Origin of the sequence: Rahnella sp. NRRL B-41462 (genome assembly GCF_003263525.1) — a bacterium.
In the GTDB taxonomy this organism is placed as follows: Bacteria; Pseudomonadota; Gammaproteobacteria; order Enterobacterales; family Enterobacteriaceae; genus Rahnella; species Rahnella aceris.
Window position 1 is genome coordinate 20,353 of the sequence record NZ_JYDF01000045.1, and the last position, 18,890, is coordinate 39,242.

18 protein-coding genes and 5 pseudogenes are annotated in these 18,890 nt (G+C 48.7%); 12 read left to right on the top strand and 11 right to left on the bottom strand.

Going from position 1 to position 18,890, the window contains the following annotated elements:
* The first annotated feature begins 26 nt into the window (after positions 1-26).
* From pcoA to UC14_RS12180, 8 genes are all read left to right on the top strand, one after another.
* Positions 27-1,844 (top strand): multicopper oxidase PcoA, encoded by a 1,818-nt coding sequence (pcoA, locus tag UC14_RS12145; protein WP_000925242.1) that lies wholly within the window; start codon positions 27-29, stop codon positions 1,842-1,844.
* A gap of 5 nt (positions 1,845-1,849) precedes the next feature.
* A complete protein-coding gene (gene pcoB, locus UC14_RS12150) occupies positions 1,850-2,740 on the top strand; it encodes a copper resistance outer membrane transporter PcoB (protein WP_001378118.1) in 891 nt (296 codons plus the stop codon).
* A 39-nt stretch (positions 2,741-2,779) separates the two neighbouring features.
* Entirely contained in the window at positions 2,780-3,160 is a 381-nt protein-coding gene (gene pcoC / locus UC14_RS12155; RefSeq protein WP_112197757.1) for a copper resistance system metallochaperone PcoC, read from the top strand.
* Between the two features lie 55 nt (positions 3,161-3,215).
* Complete coding sequence (gene pcoD, locus UC14_RS12160) at positions 3,216-4,094, top strand: copper resistance inner membrane protein PcoD (RefSeq protein WP_370447465.1); 879 nt, start codon at positions 3,216-3,218, stop codon at positions 4,092-4,094.
* Between the two features lie 54 nt (positions 4,095-4,148).
* Positions 4,149-4,829, top strand: coding sequence for a copper response regulator transcription factor PcoR (pcoR, locus tag UC14_RS12165; protein WP_112197759.1), 681 nt, complete (start codon positions 4,149-4,151; stop codon positions 4,827-4,829).
* Complete coding sequence (gene pcoS, locus UC14_RS12170) at positions 4,826-6,226, top strand: copper resistance membrane spanning protein PcoS (RefSeq protein WP_112197760.1); 1,401 nt, start codon at positions 4,826-4,828, stop codon at positions 6,224-6,226. The genes pcoR and pcoS overlap by 4 nt, the downstream gene beginning before the upstream one ends.
* A 217-nt stretch (positions 6,227-6,443) precedes the next feature.
* Positions 6,444-6,878, top strand: a complete 435-nt coding sequence (locus UC14_RS12175; RefSeq protein WP_112197761.1) for a copper-binding protein — start codon at positions 6,444-6,446, stop codon at positions 6,876-6,878.
* A 228-nt stretch (positions 6,879-7,106) separates the two neighbouring features.
* A complete protein-coding gene (locus tag UC14_RS12180; protein WP_008455303.1) occupies positions 7,107-8,036 on the top strand; it encodes an Rpn family recombination-promoting nuclease/putative transposase in 930 nt (309 codons plus the stop codon).
* Here the strand turns inward: UC14_RS12180 and UC14_RS12185 are convergent.
* The 3 genes from UC14_RS12185 to UC14_RS27075 are packed head-to-tail and all read right to left on the bottom strand — an operon-like array spanning position 8,033 to position 9,589.
* The gene (locus tag UC14_RS12185) at positions 8,033-8,644 is read right to left on the bottom strand and encodes a DUF2913 family protein (RefSeq protein WP_112197762.1); all 612 of its coding nucleotides are present in this window, start codon (positions 8,642-8,644) and stop codon (positions 8,033-8,035) included. The two genes, UC14_RS12180 and UC14_RS12185, sit on opposite strands and share 4 nt — an antisense overlap.
* Positions 8,641-9,036 (bottom strand): hypothetical protein, encoded by a 396-nt coding sequence (locus tag UC14_RS12190; RefSeq protein WP_112197763.1) that lies wholly within the window; start codon positions 9,034-9,036, stop codon positions 8,641-8,643. Before UC14_RS12190 ends, UC14_RS12185 begins: the two co-directional genes overlap by 4 nt.
* A gap of 52 nt (positions 9,037-9,088) precedes the next feature.
* Complete coding sequence (locus UC14_RS27075) at positions 9,089-9,589, bottom strand: 3'-5' exonuclease (RefSeq protein WP_232829674.1); 501 nt, start codon at positions 9,587-9,589, stop codon at positions 9,089-9,091.
* Here UC14_RS27075 and UC14_RS27080 point away from each other — a divergent pair.
* A pseudogene (locus tag UC14_RS27080) lies at positions 9,489-9,746 on the top strand (hypothetical protein); the annotation flags it as partial. The gene UC14_RS27075 and the pseudogene UC14_RS27080 overlap by 101 nt on opposite strands.
* A gap of 198 nt (positions 9,747-9,944) precedes the next feature.
* On the opposite strand, the pseudogene UC14_RS12200 reads toward UC14_RS27080, so the two are convergent.
* The 6 genes and pseudogenes from UC14_RS12200 to UC14_RS12230 all read right to left on the bottom strand — a co-directional run.
* A pseudogene (locus UC14_RS12200) lies at positions 9,945-10,301 on the bottom strand (hypothetical protein); the annotation flags it as partial.
* 53 nt (positions 10,302-10,354) lie between these two features.
* Entirely contained in the window at positions 10,355-11,059 is a 705-nt protein-coding gene (locus UC14_RS12210; protein WP_001067848.1) for an IS6-like element IS26 family transposase, read from the bottom strand.
* A 676-nt stretch (positions 11,060-11,735) separates the two neighbouring features.
* Positions 11,736-12,014, bottom strand: coding sequence for a hypothetical protein (locus UC14_RS12215; protein WP_112197765.1), 279 nt, complete (start codon positions 12,012-12,014; stop codon positions 11,736-11,738).
* Positions 12,014-12,649 (bottom strand): AAA family ATPase, encoded by a 636-nt coding sequence (locus UC14_RS12220; RefSeq protein WP_037035481.1) that lies wholly within the window; start codon positions 12,647-12,649, stop codon positions 12,014-12,016. The genes UC14_RS12215 and UC14_RS12220 overlap by 1 nt, the downstream gene beginning before the upstream one ends.
* 253 nt (positions 12,650-12,902) lie before the next feature.
* Complete coding sequence (locus tag UC14_RS12225; RefSeq protein ID WP_198670067.1) at positions 12,903-13,163, bottom strand: hypothetical protein; 261 nt, start codon at positions 13,161-13,163, stop codon at positions 12,903-12,905.
* Positions 13,164-13,196: 33 nt separating this feature from the next.
* Positions 13,197-14,365, bottom strand: a pseudogene (locus UC14_RS12230) (ISL3 family transposase).
* A 430-nt stretch (positions 14,366-14,795) separates the two neighbouring features.
* On the opposite strand from UC14_RS12230, the gene UC14_RS27355 reads away from it, so the two are divergent.
* Positions 14,796-14,864: a DUF6500 family protein gene (locus tag UC14_RS27355; protein ID WP_353050908.1), complete on the top strand. Its 69-nt coding sequence runs from the start codon at positions 14,796-14,798 to the stop codon at positions 14,862-14,864.
* Positions 14,861-15,288, top strand: a pseudogene (locus tag UC14_RS12235) (DUF4113 domain-containing protein); the annotation flags it as partial. The gene UC14_RS27355 and the pseudogene UC14_RS12235, both read left to right, overlap by 4 nt.
* Positions 15,289-15,980: 692 nt before the next feature.
* Here UC14_RS12235 and UC14_RS12240 read toward each other — a convergent pair.
* Positions 15,981-17,030 carry a RepB family plasmid replication initiator protein gene (locus tag UC14_RS12240; protein ID WP_112197766.1) on the bottom strand — a complete coding sequence of 350 codons (1,050 nt, stop codon included), beginning with the start codon at positions 17,028-17,030 and terminating at the stop codon, positions 15,981-15,983.
* Positions 17,031-17,795: 765 nt separating this feature from the next.
* Between UC14_RS12240 and UC14_RS12245 the strand changes: the two are divergent.
* Positions 17,796-17,915: pseudogene (locus UC14_RS12245) on the top strand (transposase); the annotation flags it as partial.
* Between the two features lie 211 nt (positions 17,916-18,126).
* Here the strand turns inward: UC14_RS12245 and UC14_RS12250 are convergent.
* On the bottom strand, positions 18,127-18,890 hold a 764-nt coding region (locus UC14_RS12250), incomplete at its 5' end, for an IS110 family transposase (protein WP_112197767.1).

The following is an 18,890-nucleotide window of genomic DNA, read 5'->3' on the forward strand; positions in this document are numbered from 1 at the left end:
ACCATACTTTAAATAAGGGAATGCGCATGCTGTTGAAAACGTCTCGACGAACTTTCCTGAAGGGGTTAACCCTCTCTGGCGTAGCCGGAAGTCTTGGCGTATGGAGTTTCAATGCGCGTTCCAGTCTGAGCCTGCCAGTTGCCGCATCCCTGCAGGGTACTCAGTTTGACCTGACCATTGGTGAAACGGCCGTCAATATCACGGGCAGTGAGCGTCAGGCCAAAACAATCAATGGAGGCCTGCCGGGGCCCGTTCTTCGCTGGAAAGAAGGTGACACCATTACCCTGAAGGTCAAAAACCGTCTTAATGAACAGACGTCCATTCACTGGCACGGCATTATTCTTCCGGCCAATATGGATGGTGTTCCGGGGCTGAGTTTTATGGGCATAGAGCCTGATGATACCTACGTTTACACCTTTAAGGTTAAGCAGAACGGGACTTACTGGTACCACAGCCATTCCGGTCTGCAGGAACAGGAGGGGGTATACGGTGCCATTATCATCGATGCCAGGGAGCCAGAACCGTTTGCTTACGATCGTGAGCATGTGGTCATGTTGTCTGACTGGACCGATGAAAATCCTCACAGCCTGCTGAAAAAATTAAAAAAACAGTCGGATTACTACAATTTCAATAAACCAACCGTTGGCTCTTTTTTCCGCGACGTGAATACCAGGGGGCTGTCAGCCACCATTGCCGATCGGAAAATGTGGGCTGAAATGAAAATGAATCCGACTGACCTCGCGGATGTCAGTGGCTACACCTACACCTATCTCATGAACGGGCAGGCCCCGCTGAAAAACTGGACCGGACTGTTCCGTCCCGGTGAAAAGATACGCTTACGGTTTATCAACGGCTCGGCAATGACCTATTTCGATATCCGTATCCCCGGGCTGAAAATGACGGTCGTGGCTGCAGATGGCCAGTATGTAAACCCGGTTACCGTTGACGAATTCAGGATTGCCGTTGCCGAAACCTATGATGTCATTGTGGAGCCTCAGGGTGAGGCCTATACCATCTTCGCACAATCCATGGACAGGACCGGTTACGCTCGAGGGACACTGGCCACGAGAGAGGGGTTAAGTGCTGCCGTTCCCCCCCTCGATCCCCGTCCTCTGTTGACCATGGAAGATATGGGTATGGGGGGAATGGGACATGATATGGCAGGAATGGACCACAGCCAGATGGGAGGCATGGATAACAGCGGAGAGATGATGTCTATGGACGGTGCTGACCTTCCGGATAGCGGGACATCCTCCGCGCCCATGGATCACAGCAGCATGGCCGGTATGGATCATTCCCGGATGGCCGGAATGCCGGGTATGCAAAGTCATCCTGCGTCAGAAACGGATAACCCACTGGTTGATATGCAGGCGATGAGCGTCTCTCCGAAATTAAATGATCCGGGTATTGGTCTTCGAAATAACGGAAGAAAGGTTCTCACGTACGCGGATTTGAAAAGCCGCTTTGAGGATCCTGACGGACGTGAACCTGGCCGTACCATAGAACTGCATTTAACCGGCCACATGGAAAAGTTTGCCTGGTCATTTAACGGGATCAAGTTTTCAGATGCCGCACCGGTGCTGCTGAAATACGGTGAGCGGCTCAGGATCACGCTGATCAACGATACCATGATGACTCACCCCATTCACCTGCATGGTATGTGGAGCGATCTGGAAGATGAAAACGGTAATTTCATGGTTCGTAAACACACAATAGATGTTCCCCCTGGTACAAAACGCAGTTACAGAGTGACAGCAGATGCGCTTGGCCGCTGGGCGTATCACTGCCATTTGCTCTATCACATGGAAATGGGAATGTTTCGTGAAGTCCGGGTGGAGGAATGATGCGAATGAAGAGAAATTTGAAGGCCATACCTGTTCTGGTCGCCGGTTTGTTTACCTCACAGCTTTCTATTGCGGCGGGCTCCGTCTCTGCAGATCCCCACGCCGGGCACGACATGTCTGCCATGCAGATGCCAGCAGATGAGAATTTCACTGAGATGACGTCAATGGAGCCCATTGTAACTGAGAGCAGAACGCCAATTCCGCCTGTTACCGATGCCGACCGGAAGGCTGCATTCGGCAATTTACAGGGGCATGCGATTCACGACAGTGCGATTAATTATCTGGTTCTGCTGGATCAACTGGAATGGCAACGGTCGGATAACACCAACAATTTCAGCTGGAGTGTTAACAGCTGGATTGGAGGCGACACAGATCGGATTTGGCTAAAGAGTGAAGGTGAACGAAGCAATGGGGAAACGGAGGCGGCTGAAGCGCAGTTACTCTGGGGACATGCGGTTGGCCCATGGTGGGATTTGGTTGCGGGTGTCAGGCAGGATTTCAGACCTGCTTCTGCCCGGACCTGGGCTGCTGTCGGTTTCCAGGGGCTGGCACTCTATAATTTTGAGTCTGAAATTACGGGTTTTGTCAGTAATGGCGGAAAAGCAGCCCTTCGTCTGGGAGGAGAATACGACGTTTTACTGACTAACCGGCTCATACTCCAGCCATCCTATGAGGTGAATTTCTACAGTCAGGATGATGAATCGCGGGGTCGCGGCAGGGGACTGACTGACACAGAGCTGGGGCTCCGGCTGCGCTATGAAATACGCCGTGAGTTTGCACCCTATATAGGCGTTTCCTGGAATCAACTTTACGGGAAAACATCCGATATGGCGAAAAGAGAAGGTGAGAAAGACCATCAGGTAGTATTCCTGGCGGGAGCCAGAATCTGGTTTTAACGCACTGATATAAAACACTCAACTAAACAGGTAAATAAAATGTCGATTTTAAATAAAGCCATTCTTACAGGTGGCCTCGTTATGGGCGTTGCTTTCTCTGCTATGGCCCATCCGGAATTAAAAAGCTCTGTGCCACAGGCTGATTCAGCCGTAGCGGCCCCGGAAAAGATTCAGCTTAATTTCACAGAAGATCTGACTGTGAAATTCTCAGGGGCTAAATTAACAATGACCGGGATGAAAGGCATGTCATCACATTCGCCGATGCCAGTCGCGGCAAAAGTGGCACCAGGCGCTGACCTTAAATCAATGGTCATTATCCCACGAGAACCTCTGCCAGCCGGCACTTATCGTGTTGACTGGCGCGCGGTTTCTGCAGATACACACCCTATTACCGGCAATTACACTTTTACAGTGAAGTAATATTATGAACGACCTGATTATGATTGTTATTCGTTTTCTTCTTTATCTTGATTTGATGGTAATATTTGGATTGCCATTTTTTCAGATATATGGAATAAGCGGTGTCAGACATGAAACGTATAACCTGACTAATTTCAGGTCGTTTATAACCTTTGCTGTTGTTGCAGGCATCATTCTTACTGGCATTAATATGCTCCTGGTATCTAATGCCATGAGCGGAGTAACTGATCTCAGAGAATTATCTATCCATATTATCGAGATGGTGATAGAAGAAACTGATGTAGGTATTAGCTGGATTGTCAGGCTCTGTGCCCTGTTTACCACACTCGGTGCTTTGTTCCTTTACACTAATAAGAGAGTATTGTCCTGCCTGCTGATGACGATGAGTGGGGGCGTGGCGCTGGCTACACTTGCCTGGGGAGGACACGCCGTTATGCATGACGGTCTGCATTACTATCTCCATTTACTGAGCGATCTGACCCATCTCGGCGCTGCAGGTGCCTGGACAGGTGCTCTGGTTGCATTTGCTATCCTGCTGATGCGCAGAAACGAGCATAATGCACAGAGCGTCATTGTGATATCTGACTCCCTGGCAAAATTTGCCACGGCAGGAACGGTGATTGTTGTAGCCCTGATCCTGAGTGCGCTGGTCAACTATCTGTATATTGCTGAGGGTAACTTAACTCCCTTATTCAACAGTTCCTGGGGGAGGATATTGCTTGCCAAGACGGCTCTGTTTGTTCTGATGCTTCTTCTGGCTGCAGCAAACCGGTTTCACCTGGGTCCCCGGCTTGAAGTTATGGTCAGGGAAGGGAATTATGATCGCAGCGTTGCCCTGATGCGAAACAGCATCCTGACAGAATTCGTTGTTGCGATTATCATTATGGGCGCCGTAGCGTGGCTCGGAATGCTTGCTCCGTCTCAGGTCAGCTAGGGGACAGCCAAAGCTCATGCGTGAGATTTTTACTTTCATATCAGCGAGTTGACCATGCAGCGTATTTTAATCGTTGAAGACGAACAAAAAACAGGTCGTTACCTTCAGCAGGGACTGGTTGAGGAAGGCTATCAGGCCGATCTCTTTAATAATGGCCACGACGGTCTCGGGGCCGCGTCGAAGGGACAGTATGATTTGATAATACTGGACGTGATGCTGCCTTTCCTCGACGGGTGGCAAATCATCAGCGCACTGAGGGAGTCCGGGCATGAAGAACCGGTCCTGTTTTTAACCGCAAAGGATAACGTGCGGGACAAAGTGAAAGGGCTGGAGCTTGGCGCAGATGACTATCTTATTAAGCCCTTCGATTTTACAGAGCTGGTTGCACGTGTAAGAACCTTGCTGCGACGCGCCCGCTTTCAGGCAGCCACAGTTTGCACTATAGCAGATATGACCGTTGATATGGTGCGCCGGACCGTGATCCGTTCGGGAAAGAAGATCCATCTCACCGGTAAAGAATACGTTCTGCTTGAGTTACTGCTGCAACGTACCGGAGAAGTGTTACCCAGAAGCCTTATCTCGTCCCTGGTCTGGAACATGAATTTTGACAGTGATACGAATGTGATTGATGTGGCAGTGAGACGCCTGAGAAGTAAAATTGATGATGACTTTGAGCCAAAACTGATCCATACCGTTCGCGGTGCCGGATATGTCCTGGAGATCAGAGAAGAGTGAGGTTCAAAATTTCCCTGACTACGCGCCTGAGCCTGATTTTTTCTGCAGTGATGCTTACGGTATGGTGGTTATCAAGTTTTGTGCTGGTGAGCACCCTGAATGGCTATTTCGATAATCAGGACCGCGATTTTCTGACAGGTAAACTTCAGCTCACCGAAGAGTTTCTTAAAACTGAGACCTTCCGGAACAAAACGGATATTAAGTCATTATCAGAAAAAATAAACGATGCGATGGTAGGGCACAATGGTTTATTCATTTCTATAAAAAACATGGAAAATGAAAAAATTGTTGAACTCTATGCCAAAAATTCTGTTGTTCCAGCGGTCCTGCTTAATAAGTCGGGTGATATTCTCGACTATATGATCCAGACGGAAGAAAATAACACCGTGTACCGCAGTATCTCGCGGCGGGTTGCCGTGACGCCGGAACAGGGTAAAAGCAAACATGTCATCATTACGGTTGCCACGGATACTGGGTATCACACCCTGTTTATGGACAAACTCAGTACCTGGCTGTTCTGGTTCAATATCGGTCTGGTCTTTATTTCTGTTTTTCTGGGCTGGCTGACCACACGTATTGGTCTGAAACCGTTACGGGAAATGACCAGTCTGGCTTCCTCCATGACTGTACACAGCCTGGATCAGCGTCTAAATCCCGATCTGGCTCCGCCGGAAATCTCTGAGACCATGCAGGAGTTCAATAATATGTTTGATCGCCTGGAGGGGGCATTCCGGAAACTGTCAGATTTCTCGTCTGACATCGCGCATGAGCTGCGCACACCAGTCAGTAATCTGATGATGCAGACGCAGTTTGCACTGGCTAAGGAAAGGGATGTTTCGCATTACCGCGAAATTTTATTCGCTAACCTGGAAGAACTGAAAAGGTTGTCACGAATGACCAGTGACATGCTTTTTCTGGCACGTTCAGAGCATGGTCTGCTGCGGCTGGATAAACATGATGTGGATCTGGCAGCCGAACTGAATGAATTACGTGAGCTGTTCGAGCCTCTGGCAGACGAGTCAGGAAAGACAATCACGGTTGAAGGAGAGGGCGTTGTTGCCGGAGACAGCGATATGCTGCGACGTGCTTTCAGCAATCTGCTTTCCAATGCAATCAAGTATTCTCCCGATAAGACCTGTACTGCTATACGCCTTGAGCGTGACAGTGACTTTGTAAACGTGATGATTACGAATGCGATGTCTGGCTCAGTTCCCGCCAATCTTGAACGTTTGTTTGACCGGTTCTATCGCGCAGACTCATCACGGGTTCACAACACCGAAGGCGCGGGGCTGGGATTATCAATAACGAGGTCAATCATTCTCGCTCACGGTGGCGAATTGTCAGCAGTACAGCGGGGGCGGGAAATTGTGTTCAAAGTGCGCCTGTTAATGGATTAATCCCGTTATTCAGGAGAAACATGGAAGGTGACAAAATTGTCATCATTCAGTCACGCGATAAACAGAGGCGGTTTTTTATAATCATTCATAAATCAGGAGCAGTGTGATAACGCAATCACCTGGTTCCTGGAGTAATGAATAACCCGCCCTGAGATCAAATGCTTTCTCTGTTATAAGCCGTTGATTGTTTGGGTATGAAAACACCGGAGACCCAACCATGAAAAAGATCCTTGTATCATTTGTTGCCATTATGGCTGTCGCTTCATCCGCCTTGGCTGCAGAGACAATGAACATGCATGACCAGGTAAATAATGCCCAGGCTCCTGCCCATCAGATGCAGTCATCTGCTAAAAAAAGCGCAGTTCAGGGAGACAGCATGACAATGATGGATATGAGCGGCCACGATCAGGCTGCAATGTCCCATGAAATGATGCAAAACGGCAACGCTTCTGCCCACCAGGACATGGCGGAAATGCATAAAAAAATGATGAATGGCAAATCAGGAGCCACCAACGAAACCGCAAAGTCATTTTCTGAAATGAACGAGCATGAAAAAGCCGCAGTTGTGCACGAGAAGGCGAATAATGGTCAGTCTTCAGTGATTCATCAGCAGCAGGCTGAAAAGCATCGCAGCCAGGCCACTCAGAATTAACCCGCAGCCCCACTTGTTAGACCCTCTTTTGACGCCGATTTCACTGGCTTACGCTCCCGTCCGGGAGCGTTTTTTTATTCACTTATTTATCGTCAACTATCATGGTGACTGTATTTTATTGTGCTGTCCTACATGTCTGAGAAATTACCAGGGCTACCTCCTTGTAAACCAACGCAGGGGGACGTGATAAGATATGTCGGTTATTTTGCAGGCTCAGGACAGAGACAGATGAAGAAAAAAAACATGACGCCAACACCTCACGATGCGACGTTCCGACAGTTTCTGACACAGCCGGATGTGGCCCGTGATTTCATGGAAATCCATCTGCCCGCAGAGCTGCGCGCAGTCTGCGATCTCAGCACGCTGAAACTGGAATCAGGCTCGTTCGTTGAGGATGATCTCCGCCAGTATTTCAGCGACGTTCTCTATAGCCTGAAAACCACAGCCGGCGACGGCTATATTCATGTGCTTGTCGAACACCAGTCAACGCCCGACAAACATATGGCTTTCCGCCTCATACGCTATGCGGTGGCTGCCATGCAGCGCCACCTGGAGGCAGGGCATAAAAAACTGCCACTGGTGATACCGGTGCTGTTCTATACGGGTAAACGCAGCCCGTATCCGTACTCCACCCGGTGGCTGGATGAGTTTGACGATCCCGGGCTGGCAGGCAAACTCTACAGCAGCGCTTTCCCGCTGGTAGACGTTACGGTCATTCCGGATGATGAAATCGCTGGCCATCGCAGCATGGCCGCCCTGACTTTACTGCAAAAGCATATTCACCAGCGAGACCTGGCAGAACTGGTTGACCGGCTGGCGCCCATCTTGCTGACGGGATACTTGTCTTCATCGCAGGTGATATCACTGGTACACTATATAGTGCAGGCAGGCGAAACATCCGACGCCGAAGCCTTTGTACGCGAACTGGCACAGCGTGTGCCACAACACGGAGACGCACTTATGACCATCGCACAACAACTCGAACAAAAGGGTATTGAGAAAGGTATCCAGCTTGGAAGACAGGAAGGTCGTTCAGAAGGTGAGCGCGAAGCGACTCTGAAAATAGCCCGTACCATGCTCCAGAACGGCATTGACCGCAATACTGTCATGAAAATGACCGGTCTGACTGAAGACGACCTGGCGCAGATCCGCCACTAATCCCCCTTTCCAGGCACTCCCTGCCCGGCCATCAGCGAATACTGGTGGGGCAGGGAGGCACCAGACTCAGGCTCTGCCTGCCAGCCACAGCGATTAAACAGCTTCATCACCCCCGCTACGTTCCCAGTCAGACGCGCTGTCAGCGGATTTATCTGTCGGCCGCTGTCGTCAAAAGCAACATCGAGGTTGGCCCGTGAGAGATAAATGCCGTTCACGCCTGCACTGAACGCCACAGCATTCCGGCCGGACCATTCCCGATCGCTCAGCAGACGGTAGTTCCAGTGCATATCTTTCGCTGTTTCCAGCGCATACGTCAGCCGGAACAGGTCGTTCTGCCCGGACAACTCGCCGGTGCAGGAACGCCAGAGGTAATTCAGCTTGCTGGCCAGCCTGGCGCTGACGCCCAGCTGACGTCCCTGTTTCAAAAGCCACTCAATATCGGGCGTCACATCACGAGAAAAACGCCGTTGCTTCAGCGCAGTCGCCAGCCAGCGGGTGAGAAAGAGGTTTTCCTGTGCCGGCGAGAGAACGCCACCATCCTGCCTGGCCAGCGCAAGCGCCACCAGGGCACACCACGCCAGATGACCTGATTTTTCTGTCAGCGTCACGGCTTCTCCCGCAAGTCAGAAAAATGATGTAATTCATCCAGCATAATCAGCACACGCCGGCCAGTCTTACGGGGAAACATTCGACGCATCTCACGCGTCAGCTGCTTCTTCTCCCATCCGTAAGGGAAAATAATGCTGTATTCACTTCTCTCAGGGAGGATATCAGGGCCCGCGACGATACGCGCCACCTCCTTATTCAGGCGTTCTCCTCGCCAGCCATAAGCCGCCAGTCGCTTACGGATACGTGCAACGGGAAAACGTTTATCGGAGTGACGGGGGAAGAGTAACGTCCCGTCCTCATTTCGTTTGACGCCAAACATATCCAGAGATTGTTCGATCACTACTGTTCGCATGGGGAAAAGCTCATGCATTGTTTTCATTGTATTTTCCATTCCAGACTCCTGAATTAATTCCTGCAGCTGTCTGACCAGCCAGAGAGCAGCACTATGCTGGCTCACTCCCTGCGTCATCATTCATTTCACACTGGAGATCACGCCAGTATCCGGCAATATTGTTTACCACGCGTGCCGTCATAACGGCGTCAGTGACGGCGGAATGAGCCTCCCCGGTCCATCTCAGGCCTGCCTGACTGACAGCGCCGGAAAGCGATATGGTACCGTAGCGATTGGTGGGGCCGTAATACCCCGCAGCGAGCCGCATGGCGCAGTACACCGTCAGAGAGTCCAGCCAGCTGGCAGGGTCATTATGCGCTGCCGCTGTCTGCTTCAGAATCCGCGTATCAAAATCAGCATTGAAAATAACCAGCGGGCGCCGGCCGATATGGTGCTGCAGCTGCTGCGCAATATCGGGCCAGGATGGCGCACTGACCAGATCATCGTCACTGATACCGTGTACTGCAGCTGCTGCCGGATCGATGTCGACAGTGGGTTTAAGGCGGGTCTCAAATATCCTCTCACCGCGGGCATTCACCAGACCGATTTCCAGCGCCTGCGCGCCGGCATCAAGTCCGGTCGTTTCGGTATCGAGGAAGACGGGGTCCAGCGTTAACCAGGTATGTGCCAGCATGGCGAATCTGCCACGCTCACTCTTCATCCGGGCTTGCAGGCCCAGACGTGCGCTGGCCTGCCGCTGTTTTTCTGTCTGTGGGCGTTTCGCCCGCATCGGGACGCAGTCAGCCAGCCGCCATACGCCGTATTTCCCGCCGTAAGGACTTTTGTACAATCTGACCGGTTCCACACCGGGGGCTGGCTTCATCCTGAACTCATCCCGAAGTCGCCCTTTGGTGTAGCATTTATCCTCCGCCCGGGGCGCTTCATCACAGGCGTCTGAATTGTCATCATCACGCATTCTGGCCACCGGTCTGTTTATTGCCTGAAAGCGCCGCCATCAGTGACTGATTCTGATGCTTCAGGGCTTCAGCCTCACCACGCAGTGCCGCGACCGTTTCTTTCTCTCCCATCGTCTCCAGACGGGCATCATCACGCTGGTTTTCCAGCTGCGTGCAGCGATCTGTCAGACTGGCTATTTCACTGCCCATACGCACCAGTTGCTCCGAGGATGCCTTTTCCTGCGATTCCAGCCTGGCGGTGAGGCTGCTGACTCTGTCACGTTCAAGTGCAAGCTCACCGGCGCGCGCCTGCGCGTCAGCGACTGCCTGCTCGAGGCGTTGCTGCAACGTTTCGCGGGTGGCCTGATGCGGCACTGTTGCAAAGTTAGCGATGAGGCAGCCTTTTGTCTTATTCAAAGGCCTTACATTTCAAAAACTCTGCTTACCAGGCGCATTTCGCCCAGGGGATCACCATAATAAAATGCTGAGGCCTGGCCTTTGCGTAGTGCACGCATCACCTCAATACCTTTGATGGTGGCGTAAGCCGTCTTCATGGATTTAAATCCCAGCGTGGCGTCGATTATCCGTTTCAGTTTGCCATGATCGCATTCAATCACGTTGTTCCGGTACTTAATCTGTCGGTGTTCAACGTCAGACGGGCACCGGCCTTCGCGTTTGAGCAGAGCAAGCGCGCGACCATAGGCGGGCGCTTTATCCGTGTTGATGAATCGCGGGATCTGCCACTTCTTCACGTTGTTGAGGATTTTACCCAGAAACCGGTATGCAGCTTTGCTGTTACGACGGGAGGAGAGATAAAAATCGACAGTGCGGCCCCGGCTGTCGACGGCCCGGTACAGATACGCCCAGCGGCCATTGACCTTCACGTAGGTTTCATCCATGTGCCACGGGCAAAGATCGGAAGGGTTACGCCAGTACCAGCGCAGCCGTTTTTCCATTTCAGGCGCATAACGCTGAACCCAGCGGTAAATCGTGGAGTGATCGACATTCACTCCGCGTTCAGCCAGCATCTCCTGCAGCTCACGGTAACTGATGCCGTATTTGCAGTACCAGCGTACGGCCCACAGAATGATGTCACGCTGAAAATGCCGGCCTTTGAATGGGTTCATGTGCAGCTCCATCAGCAAAAGGGGATGATAAGTTTATCACCACCGACTATTTGCAACAGTGCCAGATTTAGTATTCCACTACAGGGGCAGATGTAGCCATTGCTAGATGCCCCCCTTCTCATTGCTGCTTGTAGGTTCTCTGTAAAATCACCAAACAACACAACTCACAACTCACAACTCATAGATTTCATAATTCATAATTCATAATTCATAATTAGGAAATAATAAATAGCAAGGATGAATTATTCGGTCTAATTCTATCAAACAAAACAATGCATAAATGACGTTTATTGCAAAACGGACTCACCAGAACGGAACCAGATAAACTTAGGTATGAGGTATGAGGTATGAGGTATGAGGTATGAGGTGACATACTGAATTTAGCATTCAAATAATCAACTCTAAACGATCGTTATCAGTGTGAATTATTACGGAATACTTAATACAGCAAATTGAATCTACTGGTAGCTAAGGAATTATAAGGTTACGCTCCACACATAATTATCATCAAAAACATAGCAACATGATTGTTTTTTTTTCAGAAATTATCCAGTTCGGAAAGAGGGAAGGAAACATAATTGTGAAGTATGAAGTGCGGATTATCAGGTGCTAATTGAATACAGTAGGGGAGGGCGCTGGATTTCAAAAAGAAGCCCAGCGGTGCATAAGTATGAAATCATACTTTTTTGAGATACGCGTCCAGAGCATCGCGAATGATAGCGCTCACACTTTTCGGCGCAATACCGACGCGTTTGTTATACAAGGCCAGGTCTTCAATTTCACGCAAAGTATTCTGAGGCAGAGAAATGGTCGTCCTGGTCAATATTTCTGGTACAGGTTCTACAACTACTTTCTCATCGCCATAGGGACGGTCAGCCAATCTATTCGCCAGAGCATCCGCTTCTGCTTCAGTAACTATGCGGCGATTGGTTAAAGGGGGTTTTTTTAAAGCCATTAAAATACCTCATTCAACAGAGCAAGAACTTCAGACTTGGCTTTTTCATTAGATGTTTCCAGGACAGATTTACCTTCAGACATCACATCTCGGTAAACCTTTCGGTAACATGCCGTCGCGCTCAAAGGGATCAGTCCTTCGAATTCGCGGACATACTCCAGAAATTCATGCCGTTCGTTTCCCTGAAGGAGGGGATTTGTAGTGGCCATACTTTGATAGCAATATGCCTTAAGCTCTGGATTTAAATCCCGCATGCTTTCTAACTGCTGCTGAAGCTCAACCATCGTATCCAGATCCAACTGAGAGCATTGGTGCGGAGCAATGATCTGATGAGCTACGGTTCCGCCTGTAATCAGCTCACGGCTGTTTCGTCCGGCAACATCCACTATAACGTGATCAAACCTCTCATCAAGGCTTCTGAGTGTTTGAGATATGTTGTCTCTTTTCTCAATCAGGGTGATGGAGGGGGTAAGGCCTGCAGCTTCACGTTCGGCATACCACCTTGACGAAGAGCGTTGAACGTCAGCATCGACCAGACACACATCCTTGCCCCATAAGGCCAAACCCACAGCTATATTGACTGCAGTTGTTGTTTTCGCGGCCCCACCTTTATTGCATCCAACAATCGTGATCATTTGTCACCCGTGATATCAAAAGTAGTATTTCTTAAATAATAACTCACAAAAGATAAATGTGAAGTAATATCGACTAATTATTATGTATTAATTCATACTTATTACTTAGTTAAAGCATAGTAAGCATCGCTCAATTGAAACCGCAAACGTGATTGAACAGGTAAGAGACAAAATCAAAATTATTTGTTTCCTCGTTGATCAGCTGCCTAAGACTTTCTTGGGTGCAACCCTTAACAAGCTGAAGAACCCATGGTTACACGGTATTAATGAGGGTCTTCCCCTGCTGTGGTGGGTACTCCAGAGCTGTCCTAACTATGAACAATAAGGCCAAGGATGAACGGTCCAACATTCCTCCGAGGATCTTCCCACTGCTTATACCCCGGATAACCACAGATAAAGGTTTACGATCGCTGATACCGGTCATGTAGCCGTTAAACTCATTCAGCCCCTCTTCAATTGACATCAAATGTTCTGGTGTAATACTTTCTGAGACATCTATTCTGATTCCTTCCATTTAAAACCTCTCATTATTGTTTTTAATTGCTAATCACCAGCCCATACCCAGCTTCCCGTAGTGAAACAGCACACCCAGCTTGAACCGTTCTTTATTTCTGAAGACACGAGACTTGGTCCGGAGTAGGCGGATTTTTCTGTTTAGAGATTCCGCATTGCCGTTTGATACCCGGTTTCTCATCGCATTCAGGATGACTTAAAGACGCTTTGCCACCATCTGGCCAGCCCTGGCCATTAATGGTATTCCTATGTTCTTCGCCATTATCATCCATTCCTACCACAGCCTACGGCTATGGACATCATAGCGACGGTGCCTTAGGTCACGGGCAAGCTCTTTCATTACCCAGCACTGGCTCGTTTGGGGTAACACCCGCCGAGCAACTTCTTACCTCTCGGCCCGGCGCCCGAGCGGTTTTGTTTGCTGTAAAACCACAGGTAGCGTGAGCAGTGGGTGTCTTTCCTGTCTGACGACGGGATCTGTTTCATCTCAGCCTGACGGGTTTTATCAACCACGGCGCACAACATTTTTGCCACATGTAAGTGATCGAAGACGATTTTATCGACGAGATTGGGGAGATAGATGAGGGCTGCACTGATATAGGCCATAGACAGCATTTTTATCTCATCAAGCTGGTGGCCTCACAGCCTGCGCAGATAACTGGCAACACTCTCTACACCACGATCATCGGCCAGTTGCAAAGCACGTCCCTGCCTGTCAGAGATAACGGCGACGTACTGGCGTTCTCTTTTGAAGCCGACTTCATCAACGCAGAGATGACAGGCCGATAAAGGCTGTTTTATCCGGACTAAGCTTCGTTTGACTGCGCGCATCATGATACCGTCCACGGCATTCGAGCTGAGTTTAAGCTGTTTTCTTACCGCATCACGGTGCTGACTTTCAGCCATGAGAGAACAAAGGCTGCGAACAGCAAAGTGTAGCGGCTGCCTGACCCCGCACAGGCCACAGGCAGTGTCTGGCAACCGTGCTCGTGGCAGTCAACGCGGGGGACACCAGCTTCAACTAGTGTGCTGAACTGACAGGTATTGAGGTGACGCTATTTGCGACGCCGGTGATCATGTATGGAGTAGGATTTACCGCAGGTTGGAAGGGCAGTTGTGTGTTTTCAGCAATGCCGACAATGAACCAAATTTTTCATCAAGGGAAAGGGATTGTACCTGTCACGGTGCGGACTGTTGAATGATATGGGCTTAGAGGGAATTTTCGTCCATGGCAGACTCCTCAGTAAATCAAGACTGCCATCATAATGCCTTTAGCCACTACGATCGGGGAAGACCCATTAATGAACAGTATTAAGTAAGTGATCATTATGGATATCTTTACCCAACCCCTGACCCTTTAATGCGTTTGATCCTATTCCTTAAGGATAAGGTTCAGGCTGGTTTTCCTTCCCCAGAAGTTTTCCCATATAGGCTTAGTTGTCAATCAGCAAAAGCATTCATCATAATCTTCATTTATCATTAAGTTGGATGTGCCGATTAACCGTTGAACATAACAATTATCAGCAAGAAGCGAGTACCACAATGGCTATGCATACGACGGCATAATTGTGTTTCGCACAAGCTAGGAGATGTGATGAAACTACGCCTAAATTCTTAAGATCTGTGATGAAAAATAGCAGCTAATGGAAGCAACGTTGGTCTGTCCTTTTACGCTTTTTTTCGAATAAAAACGATGACCTAGAGTTACTTGATGCTACCACACAACTGATACGCAAACATTTCAATATTGTGCTGGAACGTACCGCCCGGGAGCTGCACGGCAAACCTTGTCTGGAGCTGAAAGAGTTTGCACAGACACAAATCGTTTGCTCCAGGTCATTCGATGATCGCGTATCAGAATACGATTTGATACGTGAGGCAATCTGCAGCCATGCCGTACGTGCCGCCGAGAAACCCCAGGGCGAACATCAGTATTGACGACATATCTCAGCATTCATCAAAACAAGCCCATTTTTAATAAACGAAGTCTACTTTGGGAAAACAGCGAACAGCTCATGGCAGTTCTCAATGGAATTAATCACAGCGGAAAAGGGCACGTATGGTTCGAGGAACAGGGTATCCAAAAGTCATGGGAGATGAAACGCCAAATGCTATCCCCTGCATAGATCACACGTTTCAGTGACCTCATGCGCGTTAAATTCTAGAGAAGTGGTTTACTGATAAGGCTTGATCAACCCGAGTTGTTAGTGTCAGTTGCTTCCAGCTTCCTTTGTTACCTGCCGCCAATGGAAGGTATTGTATTTTCCTCAGCAGTCCCATGGGGGTGAGAGGACGATGTTCATTATCTCATCACAAAAGTGACACTGTCTCAAAACAGTTTAAAGCTTTAACCCAGACATAATGCGACAAGTTAGCCTATCCACGATAGAGAGAAAGAACCACTGTAGTGAGTAAAGACATCGGAAACCACTGTAGAGAGGAAAACCACTACAGTGGGTAAAATCCACTATGGTGAGTAGAAAACACCTAGAATTGAAACAACCGCTGTGGAGAGCGCCAACCACTATAATGAGTAATTACAAGAATCCATCTATTAGTTAGTAATCACTGACGTATATGCTATATGGGGTTTCAGGTTAGTAAGTACTAGGGGGGTTAGCGGAGATCATCTGAATAACCACTATAGTGAGTAAAGAATGCAGTTCACAGTGGATAGGATATTTCGTGATGGAAGCTTTTACTGATTACAGTGGATAGGTTGCTCACTGCAGTGGTTAGTCGGCTTTCAACAATAAATATGAAAAAGCCTGCCATCACTGCAGCAAGCTTTAGGGCAATTAGCAGCAAGAGGTCAAAACTATTTCTTTGACTGGCGAAGCTGTTCCAGCAACTCAAGTTCTTCTTTAGTCAGCATTACCATCTCACGAGGCGTAGCTGATTCCGCATCCCTCTCTGCCGGGACATCAATGATGTGTTCGTCATCCATTACATCGTAAACATCATCACCTATGCCCGTGGGTATTTGCGCAGGGCGTAACTTTGGCCGCCTATAGTGGATACAAAAATACACTACCTTACCGCGCTTAACTTCAGTGTAATCAAGATACCCAATCGCCTTTAACTGCTCCATAGCCTTGCGTACTGTCGCATTCTGAGTGATGGCTCGAGAGGTCAGATTTAGGCGGGCACGCAGGCGAGACATAGATATGGGAGCAGGATCTGTCGGAAGGCTTTCAATGAACGTATACAGAGCCTGAGCAGACTCCTTGCGGGAGAGTTCGTTGATTGCCCTGAGCTGGAGAAGAACTTTCTTATCAAACTGATACAACTCGAAGATCTTCGGATCCGCCTGCAACTCGACAGCGTCCTTTTTCGGGCTATATTTTGCTGACTGAACAAGGTGAGTTACGTAGTAATCCCCCTCTTTATTCGAAAACGAGAGGGTGTTAGTGGCTATACGTTCAAGTGAGGCCTCCAGACGCGCTCTGAGCTTCGCAGAAGAGCGTGCGGATGGAATCCCACACAACTTAGCGAATTCTACAAAGGGCAGGTATACAGAGTCTCCTAGGACCTTATGCTTAGCAAAGGCATGAATGATCCCAACCCAGGTCTTAAAATCGTTATCCATATCAAGCCGGGCGCCGGTGATCTTGATGTTCTCATATCCCTCAGACTTCACGATCGAAAGCTGCTTCAGCTCAGAGGTGACATCCATTGAGTTCATCTGACCTTTACGTCCACGTGCTGTGGACTTCAGCGTAGGTACAAATAAGCCCAACCGCATCAATGCTACAGGCTGAACGGTGTTATTGCTGTTAGGAACCAGAGTAACAAGTTCACCTGTTCGCTTATCGGTTTCAGAGAATGCTTTAACTATCTCTATGTTTTTAGGCTCATTTTCAGACATTATCAGCTCTCACATTGAATGTGGATAAGAGGCTCTAGGTACACAATATAGTGGATACTATCACTCACTATAGCGGTTTTACTACAAAACACAGTGGTTAGTTTGCTTTTTATAGTGGATGTTTTACTGACTACAGCGGTTAGCGACCATCGTTTACTCCAGATATGACAAGGCCTGGAAGGCTATGGGGATCTCTTTGGGTCTTATAGGTTCTATAAGGATCTTATTATTGGATCGAACCAGAGGATAAGTTAAAAAACATGACCTTAAGTTTTGGAGTAGAGATCAACGTAGCACTGAAGAGCCGGTATTGGGGCAGTGCATAAAATGTGTACATAATTTTGGATTATCAATCAACTCATCACCTTTACTATAAATTTCAAATAGTTAACCAATCTCAATTAACTAAATGTTATGTACAGCTATATTGACGATTTACTCACTACAGTGGTGTACAGTCACTCTCCAGCGAAGTTACCTAGCTGTCTATAGTGGTTAACACGCTTAATATAGTGGATGTTTTACTTATTACAGTGGTTGGCAATACGGTTTAAACCCTTACGGGGCAAGGCCTGTAGCTGGGCTGGGATCTCTTTTGATCTATTAGATGATCTATATAGGATCTTATTATTGGATCTGGGCGGTGGAAAAGTGGATAAGTCACTTAAAAATTACATTCAAGGCTGGTATGTGGTGACCTGCTCCCAGTTGATTAGTACACCCCGATGTTAGTAATGTCTTCATAAGCCACATGAGGACATCCCCATGAAGAAGCGTTTTTCCGACCAACAGATCATCAGTATTCTCCGCGAGGCTGAAGCCGGGGTATCCGCCCGTGAACTCTGCCGCAAGCACGCCATTTCCGATGCCACGTTTTACATCTATGGACTACCTCCGTTTTGCAAGCACTGAATCAGGTTTTAGGTTGTTGCTTACATCTATCCGGCATCAGGAATACCTGTGCCCAAATGGGTAATCCGTACACAATCGCCTCAACAACTGGACGGCCTCGAAGGCCTGTATAAAAATCAGGTTCCGATTGTGCAGGTGCAACCTGCTACCATTTTTCAATACTCTGCAACTTTTAAGGTAAGTATCATATTACTGCTGGCCGATATTCTGTCTCGTTATGAAGAATTGACCAGATAATCCGGGCATTCTTGTTGGCAACTGCCACGGTCGTTTTGTTAAATCCGCGCCGCTCTTTAAGTTGATTAACCCATTGGTTTAGATAGCCATCGTTATTGTTTGTAGCCACTCTGACGACAGCACGGGCACCGTGAATAAGCAGGGTCCGTAGATGCTTGTCGCCTTTTTTCGTCATGTTCATGAGCACCTGTCTGTCTCCGCTAGAGTGTTGACGTGGCACGAGGCCAAGCCACGCAGCAAAATGGCGGCCATTCTTAAATTCGGTCCCTTTACCCATCGCCGCAATAAGGGCTGTGGCGGTTTTGGGGCCAATGCCTTTCACTTTAGCAATACGCTGACAGGCTTCAGACTGTTTAAAAACGGTGTCGATCTCTTTATCAAAAAAACCTATACGCCGTTCGAGATCTAAAAAGAGATCATAGAGCTCCGCAATCGTTCTGCGCATACGTGCACTGAGACCATTTTCAGCATCTTCGAGGATCAAGGGAATCGCTCGACGGGCCCTTGTGACAGAGATACCCATGGGGATCCCTCGATCAAGCAGCAAGCCTCGTATCTGACAGACCGTCGCAGTACGATGATTGACAATCCGTTGTCTTGCACGGTGTAAGGCCTGAATATCTTGCTGCTCCGGGCTCTTTGGCGGGACAAATTTCATCGTAGGCTGCATCAGCGCTATAGCGATCGCCAACGCATCATTGCCGTCATTTT

Bases quoted from the DNA above. Each gene is read 5' to 3' on its own strand.
- pcoA (WP_000925242.1), top strand. From the start codon at position 27: ATGCTGTTGAAAACGTCTCGACGAACTTTCCTGAAGGGGTTAACCCTC.
- pcoB (WP_001378118.1), top strand. From the start codon at position 1,850: ATGAAGAGAAATTTGAAGGCCATACCTGTTCTGGTCGCCGGTTTGTTT.
- pcoC (WP_112197757.1), top strand. From the start codon at position 2,780: ATGTCGATTTTAAATAAAGCCATTCTTACAGGTGGCCTCGTTATGGGC.
- pcoD (WP_370447465.1), top strand. From the start codon at position 3,216: ATGGTAATATTTGGATTGCCATTTTTTCAGATATATGGAATAAGCGGT.
- pcoR (WP_112197759.1), top strand. From the start codon at position 4,149: ATGCAGCGTATTTTAATCGTTGAAGACGAACAAAAAACAGGTCGTTAC.
- UC14_RS12175 (WP_112197761.1), top strand. From the start codon at position 6,444: ATGAAAAAGATCCTTGTATCATTTGTTGCCATTATGGCTGTCGCTTCA.
- UC14_RS12180 (WP_008455303.1), top strand. From the start codon at position 7,107: ATGAAGAAAAAAAACATGACGCCAACACCTCACGATGCGACGTTCCGA.
- UC14_RS12190 (WP_112197763.1), bottom strand. From the start codon at position 9,036: ATGGAAAATACAATGAAAACAATGCATGAGCTTTTCCCCATGCGAACA.
- UC14_RS12210 (WP_001067848.1), bottom strand. From the start codon at position 11,059: ATGAACCCATTCAAAGGCCGGCATTTTCAGCGTGACATCATTCTGTGG.
- UC14_RS12215 (WP_112197765.1), bottom strand. From the start codon at position 12,014: ATGGCTTTAAAAAAACCCCCTTTAACCAATCGCCGCATAGTTACTGAA.
- UC14_RS12220 (WP_037035481.1), bottom strand. From the start codon at position 12,649: ATGATCACGATTGTTGGATGCAATAAAGGTGGGGCCGCGAAAACAACA.
- UC14_RS12225 (WP_198670067.1), bottom strand. From the start codon at position 13,163: ATGGAAGGAATCAGAATAGATGTCTCAGAAAGTATTACACCAGAACAT.
- UC14_RS12240 (WP_112197766.1), bottom strand. From the start codon at position 17,030: ATGTCTGAAAATGAGCCTAAAAACATAGAGATAGTTAAAGCATTCTCT.